The organism is Chitinophaga sp. 180180018-3 (genome assembly GCF_037893185.1).
Classification (GTDB): domain Bacteria; phylum Bacteroidota; class Bacteroidia; order Chitinophagales; family Chitinophagaceae; genus Chitinophaga.
On record NZ_CP140772.1, the window covers coordinates 419,596 to 432,163 of the forward strand.

Genomic DNA, 12,568 nt, shown 5'->3' on the forward strand with positions numbered 1-12,568 from the left:
TACTTGTAGCCTTACTAAGATGAATAAAAGCAAATGAAGGAAGTTTATATTACCAGGCTGTCTAAATTTTTACCGAACAAGCCTGTTGAAAATGATGAAATGGAGAGCATTCTCGGCATGGTTGATGGCAAAGCTTCCCGTGCGCGTTTGAAGATTCTGGGTAACAATAAAATAAAAACTCGTTACTACTCTTTAGACAAGGAAGGAAATTCCACTCATTCCAACGCGGAAATGACGGCAAATGCAGTTGAACAATTATTTGATGAAAAGTTTCCTATCAGCAAATTAGAGTTACTGGCCTGCGGAACTACCTCTCCCGATCAGTTGTTGCCCAATCACGCAGCAATGGTGCATGGCTTGCTGAAATGTCAGCCGGTAGAGCTGATTGCAGCCACTGGCGCCTGTGCAGCGGGGATGCAGGCATTTAAATATGCCTGGATGTCGATCCGTTGCGGTAATTCTTCCAACGCGGTAAGCACCGGTTCTGAGAAATTCTCCGCCTGGATGCTGGCAGAGAAATTCCAGCCTGAAGCAGAAAATCTGAAGAGCCTGGATGAGAATCCTATCATTGCTTTTGAAAAAGACTTCCTCCGCTGGATGCTTTCTGATGGCGCCAGTGCAGCATTATTCCAGGATAAACCTAATGAAGAAGGGCTTTCCCTCCGGGTCGACTGGGTAGAAATCCTCTCTTATGCGAACGAGCTGGAAACCTGTATGTATGCCGGTTCCATCAAGAACCCGGATGGTACCACCAAAGGCTGGATTGATATGACACCGGATGAGTGGGCACAGCACAGCGTATTTTCCTTCAAACAGGATACCCGCCTGCTGGGTAAAAATATAGTTCCCTCCGGCGCTCAGATGTGGAAAGAGCTTGTAGAAAGACATCAGATCAACCTCGATGAAATTGATTTCTTCCTGCCTCACCTGTCGTCAGAATTCTTCCGACTGAAAATAGATGAAGAGATTACCCGTCTGGGTGTGCCTATCCCATTGGAAAGATGGTTTACCAACCTGGCTAATGTGGGTAACGTAGGAACAGCCTCTCCTTATCTGATGCTGGAAGAACTGATGAATACCGGCCGCTTTAAAAAAGGACAGAAAGTAGTGATGATGGTGCCGGAAAGCGCACGTTTCTCATATGCTTACGCTCACATCACGGTGGTGTAAAGCAGGCGATAACTTCTAAAAACTGCAGTCATGAAAAAAGAAGAAGTACCTCAGGATGGCGATAATCTGCATCAGGGTACATTCAAGCAGATTATGTATGCGGTGGATAATTCCGGTAATTATGTACAGGTGCAGAGTGCAGGCTGGGAGCCTGAGAACATTGCACTTGGTCAGGCCTGGGAAGAAGTGAATGAAAGGGTAAAACAGGCCCGGGCACGGGTAGAAGCCGGAGAAATAAGCCCCGTTGTTTATTACATGGAAAAAAACCTGATGGATCTGCCATTGCTGGCCAGCTATGTAGGGAAATTCCAATGGCAGGTTAAACGGCATATGAAGCCGGATGTTTTTAAAACACTCAGCCCTAAAATGTTACAACGCTACGCCGAAGCATTTAAGATCAGCATTGAAGATTTACAACAGATTAAATAATTACGAATTAGGAATTACGAATTACGAATGATGAGCGGAGATTTTAACGAATGATTTTAATTACTGACATCATCCGCTAAAATCTCCGCTCATCATTCGTAATTCGTAATTCGTAATTCTTTATTCTCTCGTATGAACAATACTTTTTTCCAGCACACACAAACTGCACATTGTGAGAGTGGAGTGATATCAAACCTGCTAGGGCATTATGGGTTAAAGATCAGTGAGCCTATGGCATTTGGCATTGGCGCAGGCATTTTTTTCGGACATCTTCCGTTTGTTAAAGTGAACGGAGTGCCGGGTACTACCTACCGGATCTGGCCTGGAGCCATTTTCCAGCGGGTGTGCAAGCAGTTGGGAGTGAGAATGGAAGTGGAAAAGTTTTCTTCTCCGGAAAAAGGAATGAAAGAACTGGACAAGGTAATCGAAGCGGGTATCCCGGTGGGATTGCTTTCCAGCGTTTATTACCTGCCGTATTTCCCGCCATCTTACCGGTTCCATTTTAATGCACATAACCTGGTAGTATATGGCAAACAGGGCGATGGGCATTACCTGGTAAGTGATCCGGTGATGGATACCGTTACCACTATCGACCCGGAAAGCCTGATACAGGCGCGCTTTGCCAAAGGATTTCCTGCTCCCAGGGGAAAGATGTACTATCCGGTACATGTACCACCGGCCGGCTCTTTAGAGAAGCCGATCAAAGCAGGAATCGAACAGGCATGCCACTATATGCTGAAAATACCTATACCGCTGTTTGGGGTGAAAGGTATTCGTTACCTGGCGAAGAAAGTAAGCAACTATGCTGAAAATCCGGGAGACCGCAAGGCCGCGCTTTACCTGGGTAATGTGATCCGTATGCAGGAAGAAATTGGTACAGGCGGAGCAGGTTTCCGTTTTCTGTATGCCGCTTTCCTGCAGGAAGCAGCAGTGTTGCTGAATAAGAGCGAGCTGAGCAAACTGGCAGGTGAACTGACGCAAACGGGAGACCTATGGCGTAATTTCGCATTCGCAGCAGGCAGGGTTTGTAAGAGCCGTTCCGCGAATGATGTGTCTTATAAAGAACTCGGTGAAATGTTGCTGCAGTGCGCCGCTGCTGAAGAAGCTTTCTTCAGAAAGCTGGCCAGGGTGAATTTGTAAACCAATATAGCATTGATGATGTCTGGTATATCCGTAAAAGATCTGCACAAAACCTATAAAGGAAGCCTGGAGCCTACACTGAAAGGATTGACATTTCAGTTCAGCAAAGGGAAGATAGCCGGGTTGCTGGGCCCCAATGGCGCCGGGAAAACCACTACTATCGCTATCCTGTGTGGCATTGTGAAGGGAGATAGCGGAGATGTGGCTATACACGGAATCCGCCAGCAGGCAGCCCAGCGGGAAGCCATTAAGAAGATGATTGGAGTGGTGCCCCAGCAGATTGCCTTGTATCCACAGTTATCTGCTGTGGAAAACCTTACTTATTTCGGCAATCTGTACGGCTTTAAAGGGAAACCGCTGGAACAGAAAATCATGCAGTATCTCGAATGGTTCGGGCTGGAGAAAAGCGCACATAAAGAGATCCATAAGTATTCGGGTGGCATGAAACGCCGTGCAAATATCATTGCTGCTATCCTGCACGATCCGAAACTACTGATCCTGGACGAACCTACTGCCGGTGTGGATGTACAGTCGCGCAGCATGATTCTCCAGTTTCTGCGCGATTACAATAAACAGGGAGCCACTGTGCTCTATACCTCCCACCTGTTGGAAGAAGCCCAGTCGATCTGTGAAGAAGTTGTGATTATGGACGGAGGCAGAATGATCGTTCAGGGGAATCCGCAGGCATTGATCGGACAACATGCAGCATGCCGTAATCTGGAAGACATCTTCCTACATTATACCGGCCATGCTGTAAGAGATTAGGTCTATTAAACAATTATTAAAAGCTAACGGCTAGCAGCTAACAGCTAGCACCATTTCGTTACATGCTCCGGCTACTGGCTACTATAAGAAAAGAATGGCAATTGCTGTTAAGGGATAAAACGGGGATTATTCTCCTGTTTGTGATGCCGGTGGTACTGATTACCGTGATGGCGCTCATCCAGGATGCTCCGTTTAAGGATTACCAGGATATCCGTTTTGATATCTTAACGGTAGATAATGATCATGGCCGCTTAGGCCGTTATGTGCGGGAAGGACTGGAGTCGGGCGGGCAATTCAATATCATCGACAGCCTTGATGGCCGGCCGGTTACAGCCGAACAGGCAAAGCAACTGGTAAATGAAGGAAAATATAAAATCAGCATCGTTGTACCGGAAGGAGCTACCGCCTCTATCGTCAGCAATGCCAACAGGATAGTGAACGATATCACCCGGCGTATGGGCATGTCGGTTTCACTTCCGGTGAAAAAGGGCGCTGATTCACTGAATGTGACCATTTACTTTGATCCGGCTGCCAAGAAAGCGTTCAAAGGAGCTATTCACCAGGCGTTGGACAATTTCCTGACACAGGTAGAAACCGACATGTTGCTGGACCGGATCAAACACCAGCTGAAAGGAAAGGATTCTACCGTCAGCGATGTGGATACATTGACGATTCGCCTGCAGGCAGTAGGCCTGAAAGAACAGGCCACCGGAAGCGGGAAACAGCTGGATGTAATTTCCAACTCTGTACAGCATAATGTGCCGGCCTGGAGTATTTTCGCCATGTTTTTCATCGTGATCCCTATTGCCGGAAATATGATCAGGGAAAGGGAAGACGGGAGCCTGCTACGGATGAAACTGATTCCCGGATCATACCTGGAAATCCTGGCAGGAAAGATGTTGTTTTTTGTTGGGATATGTGTATTGCAGTTTTACCTGATGATGCTGATGGGTATTTATGCGATGCCTTTGCTGAACCTGCCGAGGTTATCGATGGGCGTGCATCCTGGCACAACATTGCTGGTGGCGGCATCTATCGGGTTAACAGCTACTGCATATGGTATACTGGTGGGCACGGTATTTAAAACGCCCAATCAGGCGCTTAACTTCGGCGCTATTTCCATCGTAATCCTTTCGGCTATCGGAGGAATCTGGATACCGCTGGAGATCATGCCGGAGAAGATGCAGATGATCGGGCATTTATCGCCGCTGAGCTGGGGACTGGATGCTGTGAATGATATTTATCTTCGCAATGGAGATATCCGATTGGTGTGGAAGAATGTTTTGTATCTCATACTCACTGGATTGGCTATGCTGGCGATAGCCGGCCGTGTGGAAAAAAAACGAATGAACTGATAAATATTTTCAAAACAATACTAAAACTGTATTTTTACCCCCCACAAGGGCATTCGCCTGTATGAACAACGGGTGATAAACCTACAACATTATGGAAGAGTTAAAAAAGAAACTGAAAGAACAGATCATTGAAGCACTCAATCTTCAGGACACCAAGCCTGAGGATATTGACGACAATGCCCCATTATTCGGAGAGGGACTGGGCCTCGACAGTATCGATTCACTGGAACTGATGGTGTTGCTGGAAAGACAATATCACATTAAAGTAGAAGATCCCCGCGAAGGTCGTAAGATCCTGCAGTCTGTTGAATCAATGGCAGCATTCATCGAATCCAAACAACCGGCATAAGTATCTGATTCCATGGCGGAAAGAGTGTTTATAACAGGGATAGGGATGATCACCGCCATTGGTGATAATGTAGCCGGTAACTTACAGCATTTGCGGTCGCTCAGGAGCGGCCTCGGATACAGCAGGCACCTTGATACTATCTATAAAGACGTGCTGCCGGTTGGAGAGGTAAAGCATCCCACCGGTTCTTTATTCGAGCTGGCAGGCATCTCCGAAAAGAATGGGTTTACGCGAACCACCCTGCTGGGGCTGACTGCTATGCGGGAAGCATTGCAGCATGCCGGTATCAGCGACGTGCCGGCGGTTCCTACCGGCTTTATCAATGCCAGCACGGTAGGAGGGATGTGCGATACTGAAAAAGTTTATTTCGATATCATTGACCCGGAAAAGACCGGGGTTTTCCTGCAATATATAGATACCCTGGATTGTGCGGACTGTACACAACGTATAGCCGATACCGTTGGATTCTGTGAACACATCGCCACCATCAGCACCGCCTGCTCTTCTTCCGCAAACGCGCTGATGTTCGGCGCCCGTATGATCAGGCAGGGCATGATGCCGCGGGTGGTTTGCGGTGGTACAGAAGCGCTGACACGTTTCACGCTGAATGGTTTCAACTCCCTGAAGAATGTAGACAAGCGTTTCTGCCGGCCTTTCGACCAGCAACGTACTGGTCTTAATCTGGGGGAGGGGGCCGCTTACCTGGTGCTGGAAGGCGAATCCTTTGCCCGTGCCAATAACAGCCGTATTCTTGCAGAGCTCAGCGGTTATTGCAATACCAACGAAGCGTTTCATCCTACCTCACCTTCGCCTGATGGCGATGGCGCCTATGAGGCGATGAAAACGGCCCTCGCCATGAGTGGCCGGTCGCTCAGTGACGTATCCTATATCAATGTACATGGCACTGCCACACTCAACAACGATATTTCAGAAGGTAAAGCACTGGAGCGGCTGTTCGGGGATAAAGTTCCCTTATTCAGCTCTACCAAACCATTTACCGGGCATACACTGGCGGCAGCCGGCGCAATAGAAGCCATTTATTCTATACTGGCTATACAAAACGGGTTGATATTCCCTAATCTCAATTTTTCCGAGAGAATGGAAGAACTCAACATCAGTCCTGTAACAGAGCTGATGGAAGGATATCCCGTTAATCATGTTATTTCAAACTCATTCGGTTTTGGAGGCAACAATGCTTCCCTGGTGATCAGCAAATATGAAGGGTAAGTGTTACATACAAGGAATGGCGGCTATTTCCCCACAGCCAACTTTTGAGGGAGATATTTTTTCTGCCCCGCTACTGCATAACAGCAATAATCTGCTTCCCTGTGTGGAACCGGATTACAAACCGTTTATTCCCGCCAACAGCCTGCGCCGCATGAGCCGTGTGCTGAAAATGGGCCTGACTGCGGCTTTGAAATGTATGCAGGATAGTGGTATCACTACTCCCGGCCCTATTGTAACCGGAACCGGTAAAGGTAGTTTGCAGGATACAGAGAAGTTTATCAAAGAGATCGTAGAATACAAAGAAACAGCACTAAACCCTACACCGTTCATCCAATCTACCTATAACTCCGTGAACGGGCTGATAGCGCTGCAACAGAAATGTACTGACTATAGCAATACATTCGTACACCGCGGATTCTCCTTCGAAAACGCTTTGCTCGACAGCATCATGTTATTGCAGGAGGGCGCTCAGCATACGCTTACAGGCGCCTTTGAGGAAATCACCGCTGAACATTTCTATATCAAAAGCCGCATCGGGTTCTGGAAAACACAGCCTACTGACAACCGGGAATTATATGCACATTTATCGCCCGGCACTATTGCGGGTGAAGGCGCCGCTTTTTTCTCGCTTACCTCCGCGCCATCAGCGCAGAGCTATGCAGCAATTACCGGTTTCAAGACACTGTACAAACCCACTCCTGAAAAACTGCGGGCAAGCCTGGAAAACTTTCAGTTCACCCCTGATCTGATCGTTACCGGTCGCAATGCAGACAGTAACTTCGATTATTACTACGACGAGCCAGGCCGCGTTTTCCCGGGCGTTCCACAACTTCCGTTCAAGCATCTCTGCGGTGAATACGATACTGCCACTGCTTTCGGCATGTGGTTGTCGGCAAAGCTGCTGAAATCACAACACATCCCTCATCAGTGGTTTCCCGGAGTAATCGCTTTGCCTGCTCATCTCAATAAAATATTATTATACAACCAATTTTACGGAGAACAACATGTAGTGTTGACGCTCGAAAGAATTCCTAATTCGTAATTCTATACACCGGGTACCTCATATATTCTGGTTCAGCATACGGGGAATGCTTGTAGATGAAGTTCAGCTGTGCATCCGCGTTGTTGGCAAATGAGCTGTCGGCAGCTTTCTTTTGGCTGAGCATGTCCCGGAGTTCGGGGTGTTGGGCAAGATATTCCGCGCCGGTATCTTCAAAAACATAATCCGAATAGCCTTCCTTCTGACCCAGTATAGCATCAAAGAAATTCCAGGCAAAGTAAGAGTCATCTCCGGCAGGCTCCAGTGTTTCCGTGAGAAAGCGGTTGGCAGCCTGGTTCATGGGAATGTACATATCGCCTTTACGGAACCGGATGGTGTCTTTGCTGGCAGTTACCCGGGTAGCATAGTGGAGATAATGTTTTTCGAACGGTTTGGAGTAGGTTTTAAAATCTGCGATGTGATATACTTCCACCGGCATGGCTGTATCGCGGGGGAGTGGCTGCATTTCCACCTGGTTGTTTTTCAGGAGATTGATAACCGTCCACCAGCCTTGGGGAATGATATAAGCTTTGGGCTTTTCCACAAAGTTTTCTGCAACGGCGGTGTTATAAAATTTCACCTGGCGTACAAAAGGTTTTGTACGATCATAGAAGAGGCGGGGTAGCCCGGAGATGGTGCTGGGCTTATATCCTGAGGTAAAGCCCCGGAAAGTGATCAGGGAGTATTTGTTCATATCGAACCGCCATGCAAGCGGGAATCGCTCCTGGGTCATGCAGGCGCTTTTGGTTTGTGCCCTTAGCTGCCGGATCTCTTCACTGTGATCAGCCGTGAACTGCATGAAGCACTGCATCAGGGCATAAGTGGCTTTAACACGCTGTGGATAGGGCTTCAGCATATGTGTTTCGGGAACAAATCCGAAGGTATGAAACAAGGTAGTGTAACCGGAAGAGTAGCGTGGTCCGTCCTGGAATTCCACCCAGCCGCTGTCGGGAGTATTGCCGAAATGGTTCACATAAGGAACCAGGTCATATCCTTTCTCTTTCATCAGCGTATAGAGGCCGGGTTCAAAGGTTTTATTGAGGAATTCGCCCATAGGTCCGCCCAGTTTGTTGTGCTGGGTGGAGAGCAGCGTCATGATATGCTGGTAGTCCGCTCCGTTGCTGACATGGTTATCCACAAATACATCCGGATCTGTCAGGTGATAGATCTGCTGAAAAGCCAGCGCATTCCTGGAATCGGTTTTAATGAAATCACGGTTCAGGTCGAGGTTTTGAGCATTGCCTCTGGAGCCGAACTCATCAGGACCGTTTTGATCCACGCGATACCAGGCGGAACGGTTCAGCATGCCACCGATATTGTAGACCGGGATGATGGCCAGCACGATGTTATCGGGAGCTTTGATTTTTCCGGTGGCGAGGTCGCGCAGCAGTAGCATGCTGGCATCTATGCCATCGGGTTCGCCGGGGTGGATCCCGTTATTGATAAGGATGATGCGTTTATTTTTCTTATGGAGACTTTTAAAATCGAAATCCTTCCCGGGCGACCAGGTGACGAGGTGAAGCGGGAACCCGGCATCCGTGAGGCCGATAGCCTGCATATGAATCTGCGGGAAGCGTTTGGTGAGCAGCTGATAATACCGGATTACTTCGTCGTAAGTAGCAGTTTCCCTGCCGTTGGTGCGCTCGTATCGGGTGCTGAGATCCTGGGCCTCAAGAAACAGGGGCAGGATAGCGGCAAACAGTATAAATAGTTTTTTCATTAATACAAAAGTAACCAGAAAAACAAAAAGCCCTTCCTTTGTGAGGAAGAGCTATAAATATTTGTTACTGAAGCAATTAGGCCAGAGTCAGAATTCTCTTAGCCAGCTTGCTTTTCAGGTTTGCTGCTTTGTTTTTGTGAATAACGTTACGTTTAGCCAGCTTGTCGATCATGGAAGCTACCTCAGCTAAATCTTTCTGCGCTGTAGCCTTGTCAGTTACCGCTTTCAGATCACGGATAGCATTACGGGTAGTTTTACCGTAGTAACGGTTACGCTCATTACGCTTTCTGCTTTGACGTACGTCTTTTTTCGTTGCTTTATGGTTTGCCATTTTTCAAATTTCAAGTTTCGGACGGCAAAGGTAACTATATTCGAATTACAAAACAAACTAAATGTAGTTTTTCCGTCAGAAGGCAAATATAAGCAGCTTTTATCACAGATAACGAGCTGATTTTTTCTGATTTTTTCCAAGCGGCGTATCGAAAAACGAGCGATATTTGCAATCCCATATATTAATATATTGGGACCGATAGAAAAGAATTTGAACAGAAGATCAGCAAAACTCGTTGTAAATGAAGGACTTCTCATTCGTCACCAACTCACATCCTGCTTACATTGAATCATTATACCAGGATTTCCGCAAAGATCCCAACTCTGTAGACCCGGATTGGGTTAAATTTTTCGAAGGATTTGATTTTGCAGTATCCAATGTAAACGGCAAGGCAGCCACCGCAGCCGCGCCAGTAGCAGGAGGCAGCACTTCGCTGCCTGTGAGCGACGACCAGTTGGCAAAAGAGCTGGGCGTATACCGCCTGATACAGGCGTATCGCAAAAAAGGCCACCTTATTGCTAAAACCAACCCCATCCGTGAAAGAAAAGACAGAAAAGCCAACCTGGACCTTGTGAGCTTCGGATTAGGGGATGCTGATCTCAAAACAGAATTTTTTGCAGGAAGCACTATCGGCGTGGGTAAAGCCACACTGGAAAAAATAGTGGCCTATCTGAACCAGATCTACGCCAGTTCAGTAGGGTTGCAATACACTTATATCAATGCCAGGGATAAAGCTAAATGGCTGGAGAAAGAGTTTGAGAAGATCATGGTGGAGCCGCTGTCGCTCGAACAGCGCAAACGCATCCTGCAGAAACTGAACCAGGGCGTTATTTTCGAAAAATTCCTGCATACCAAATATATCGGTCAGAAACGCTTTGGCCTGGAAGGCGGCGAATCTACCATCCCTGCACTGGATGCCATTCTTAACGTTGCTGCGGAGTACGGTGTACAGGAATCTGTGATCGGTATGGCGCACCGTGGCCGCCTGAATGTACTCGCCAATATACTCGGCAAAACCTACGAGCAGATCTTCAATGAGTTTGAAGGCCTGGCCGTACCTGATATGACCATGGGTAGCGGCGACGTGAAATATCACCTCGGCTTCCGTTCCCAGGTATCCACTCCTTCCGGCAAAGCCGTGAACCTGCAGCTGATGCCTAACCCTTCCCACCTGGAAGTGGTAGACCCGATTGTAGTTGGTTTTGCACGTAGTAAGGCTGATGTGATCTACAACAGCGACTATGATAAAATACTGCCTATCCTCATCCATGGGGATGCGGCTGTGGCAGGGCAGGGCATCGTTTACGAAGTAGAACAGATGAGCAAACTGAAAGGATACTACGTAGGTGGTTCCATTCATTTTGTGATCAATAACCAGATTGGTTTTACCACCGACTTTGATGATGCAAGATCTTCAGATTACTGCACCAGCGTTGCTTCTATCGTACAGGCGCCGGTATTTCACGTGAATGGTGATGATGCAGAAGCCGTGGTGAAAGTATCACAGCTGGCTGCCCGTTACCGTCAGGAGTTTAATGAAGATGTGTTCATCGACATGGTTTGCTACCGCAAACATGGTCATAACGAAGGGGATGAACCTAAATTTACTCAACCGAGCTTATATGCGCTGATCGAGAAACATCCGAATCCGCGTGAAGTATATACTCAGTTCCTCCTGAAAAACGGAGAGCAGGATGCACAGGCACTAGCCAAAGAAATGGAAAAGGTATTCTGGGATGAGCTGCAGGCACGCCTCGATGAAGTAAAACAACATCCGCTGCCCTATGCTAACCAGATCCCCGAACAGTGGTGGCAGGCTTTGCGTAAGGCTACCCCGCAGGATTTTGAAGCTTCCCCGGTTACAGCCATCAAAGAAGAGGATTTCAAACGTCTGTTCGATGGACTGATGAAATGGCCGGAAAACTTTGTGCCGCTGCGTAAAGTGAGTAAGCTGCTGCAGGATAAAATCAAATTATACCAGGAAGAAGGTAAAGTAGACTGGGCTACCGGTGAACTGCTGGCATATGCCAGTTTGCTGATAGAAGGCAAAGACGTGAGAATGAGCGGAGAAGACGTGAAACGCGGAACCTTCTCTCATCGTCATGCAGTGCTGTTCGACGAAAATACCAACGATACCTATAACCGCCTGAATTTCTTCCAGGAGAACCAGGGTAAATTCAGGATCTATAACTCCCTGTTGAGCGAATATGGTGTATTGGGCTTTGAATATGGTTATGCCATGGCCAACCCTAATAACCTGGTGCTTTGGGAAGCACAATACGGCGACTTTGTAAACGGTGCGCAAACTGTAATTGACCAGTATATCAGCAGCGCTGAACAGAAATGGACAACGCAGAATGGCCTGGTAATGTTGCTGCCGCATGGTTATGAAGGTGGTGGACCGGATCACTCCAACGCCCGTCCGGAGCGTTTCCTGCAGCAATGTGCAGAAGAAAATATGGTGATCACCAATATCACTACTGCCGCTAACTTCTTCCATGCACTGCGCCGCCAGCTGGCCTGGCCGTTCCGCAAGCCGCTGATTAACTTTTCACCTAAAGCAAACCTCCGTCATACCGGTGCTTATTCTTCCACAGAAGAATTCACTCAGGGCGGATTCAAGGAAGTGCTCGACGATCCGTTTATTACCGATACAGCAGTAGTGAAGAAAGTATTGCTCTGTACCGGTAAAATGTACTTCGATCTGAGCGATAAACAGATGAAAGATGATCGCAGAGATGTGGCGATTGTGCGTCTGGAGCAATTATACCCGCTGCCGGTAAAACAGCTGGAAACCATTGCACAGAAGTATAAAGGGGCTACTTTCTTCTGGGTGCAGGAAGAGCCGCTGAATATGGGCGCTGCATCTTATCTGCAAATGAACCTGAAGCAAATCAATTATGGTGTTATCAGCCGCAACCCAAGTGCATCAACCGCTACCGGTTATGCGAAAGTACATGCGCGTGAACAACAGCAAATTATTGACACTGCCTTTAACATCTAAAAAACTAACGAATAAACAGAATAACCAGCTTTCGGCTTT

11 protein-coding genes are annotated in these 12,568 nt (G+C 47.6%); 9 read left to right on the plus strand and 2 right to left on the minus strand.

All coding sequences use genetic code 11. From position 1 onward, the window contains the following. Positions 1–33 precede the first annotated feature (33 nt). The 8 genes from UNH61_RS01715 to UNH61_RS01750 all read left to right on the plus strand — a co-directional run bounded on the left by UNH61_RS01715 (position 34) and on the right by UNH61_RS01750 (position 7,477). Complete coding sequence (locus UNH61_RS01715) at positions 34–1,170, plus strand: beta-ketoacyl-ACP synthase III (RefSeq protein WP_326990378.1); 1,137 nt, start codon at positions 34–36, stop codon at positions 1,168–1,170. Between the two features lie 30 nt (positions 1,171–1,200). Beyond that, complete coding sequence (locus UNH61_RS01720; protein ID WP_326990379.1) at positions 1,201–1,599, plus strand: hypothetical protein; 399 nt, start codon at positions 1,201–1,203, stop codon at positions 1,597–1,599. A gap of 132 nt (positions 1,600–1,731) precedes the next feature. Continuing rightward, positions 1,732–2,739 carry a BtrH N-terminal domain-containing protein gene (locus UNH61_RS01725; RefSeq protein ID WP_326990380.1) on the plus strand — a complete coding sequence of 336 codons (1,008 nt, stop codon included), beginning with the start codon at positions 1,732–1,734 and terminating at the stop codon, positions 2,737–2,739. A gap of 15 nt (positions 2,740–2,754) precedes the next feature. After that, entirely contained in the window at positions 2,755–3,504 is a 750-nt protein-coding gene (locus UNH61_RS01730; protein WP_326990381.1) for an ABC transporter ATP-binding protein, read from the plus strand. A gap of 62 nt (positions 3,505–3,566) precedes the next feature. Then, positions 3,567–4,859 carry an ABC transporter permease gene (locus UNH61_RS01735; RefSeq protein WP_326990382.1) on the plus strand — a complete coding sequence of 431 codons (1,293 nt, stop codon included), beginning with the start codon at positions 3,567–3,569 and terminating at the stop codon, positions 4,857–4,859. A gap of 91 nt (positions 4,860–4,950) precedes the next feature. Further along, positions 4,951–5,208, plus strand: a complete 258-nt coding sequence (locus UNH61_RS01740; RefSeq protein ID WP_326990383.1) for a phosphopantetheine-binding protein — start codon at positions 4,951–4,953, stop codon at positions 5,206–5,208. Between the two features lie 12 nt (positions 5,209–5,220). After that, positions 5,221–6,435 (plus strand): beta-ketoacyl-[acyl-carrier-protein] synthase family protein, encoded by a 1,215-nt coding sequence (locus UNH61_RS01745; protein ID WP_326990384.1) that lies wholly within the window; start codon positions 5,221–5,223, stop codon positions 6,433–6,435. A 16-nt stretch (positions 6,436–6,451) separates the two neighbouring features. Continuing rightward, positions 6,452–7,477, plus strand: a complete 1,026-nt coding sequence (locus tag UNH61_RS01750; RefSeq protein WP_326990385.1) for a beta-ketoacyl synthase chain length factor — start codon at positions 6,452–6,454, stop codon at positions 7,475–7,477. Here UNH61_RS01750 and UNH61_RS01755 read toward each other — a convergent pair. Both UNH61_RS01755 and rpsT read right to left on the minus strand, forming a co-directional pair. Further along, positions 7,467–9,194 carry a M14 family metallopeptidase gene (locus UNH61_RS01755; RefSeq protein ID WP_326990386.1) on the minus strand — a complete coding sequence of 576 codons (1,728 nt, stop codon included), beginning with the start codon at positions 9,192–9,194 and terminating at the stop codon, positions 7,467–7,469. The two genes, UNH61_RS01750 and UNH61_RS01755, sit on opposite strands and share 11 nt — an antisense overlap. Before the next feature lie 76 nt (positions 9,195–9,270). Then, the gene (gene rpsT, locus UNH61_RS01760; RefSeq protein WP_326990387.1) at positions 9,271–9,525 is read right to left on the minus strand and encodes a 30S ribosomal protein S20; all 255 of its coding nucleotides are present in this window, start codon (positions 9,523–9,525) and stop codon (positions 9,271–9,273) included. A gap of 241 nt (positions 9,526–9,766) precedes the next feature. Between rpsT and UNH61_RS01765 the strand changes: the two genes are divergently transcribed. After that, a complete protein-coding gene (locus UNH61_RS01765) occupies positions 9,767–12,529 on the plus strand; it encodes a 2-oxoglutarate dehydrogenase E1 component (RefSeq protein ID WP_326990388.1) in 2,763 nt (920 codons plus the stop codon). Positions 12,530–12,568: the final 39 nt, after the last annotated feature.

Excerpts from the sequence above, each read along its gene's own strand:
- UNH61_RS01715 (WP_326990378.1), top strand. The coding sequence starts at position 34 with ATGAAGGAAGTTTATATTACCAGGCTGTCTAAATTTTTACCGAACAAG.
- UNH61_RS01720 (WP_326990379.1), top strand. The coding sequence starts at position 1,201 with ATGAAAAAAGAAGAAGTACCTCAGGATGGCGATAATCTGCATCAGGGT.
- UNH61_RS01725 (WP_326990380.1), top strand. The coding sequence starts at position 1,732 with ATGAACAATACTTTTTTCCAGCACACACAAACTGCACATTGTGAGAGT.
- UNH61_RS01730 (WP_326990381.1), top strand. The coding sequence starts at position 2,755 with ATGATGTCTGGTATATCCGTAAAAGATCTGCACAAAACCTATAAAGGA.
- UNH61_RS01735 (WP_326990382.1), top strand. The coding sequence starts at position 3,567 with ATGCTCCGGCTACTGGCTACTATAAGAAAAGAATGGCAATTGCTGTTA.
- UNH61_RS01740 (WP_326990383.1), top strand. The coding sequence starts at position 4,951 with ATGGAAGAGTTAAAAAAGAAACTGAAAGAACAGATCATTGAAGCACTC.
- UNH61_RS01745 (WP_326990384.1), top strand. The coding sequence starts at position 5,221 with ATGGCGGAAAGAGTGTTTATAACAGGGATAGGGATGATCACCGCCATT.
- UNH61_RS01750 (WP_326990385.1), top strand. The coding sequence starts at position 6,452 with ATGGCGGCTATTTCCCCACAGCCAACTTTTGAGGGAGATATTTTTTCT.
- UNH61_RS01755 (WP_326990386.1), bottom strand. The coding sequence starts at position 9,194 with ATGAAAAAACTATTTATACTGTTTGCCGCTATCCTGCCCCTGTTTCTT.
- rpsT (WP_326990387.1), bottom strand. The coding sequence starts at position 9,525 with ATGGCAAACCATAAAGCAACGAAAAAAGACGTACGTCAAAGCAGAAAG.
- UNH61_RS01765 (WP_326990388.1), top strand. The coding sequence starts at position 9,767 with ATGAAGGACTTCTCATTCGTCACCAACTCACATCCTGCTTACATTGAA.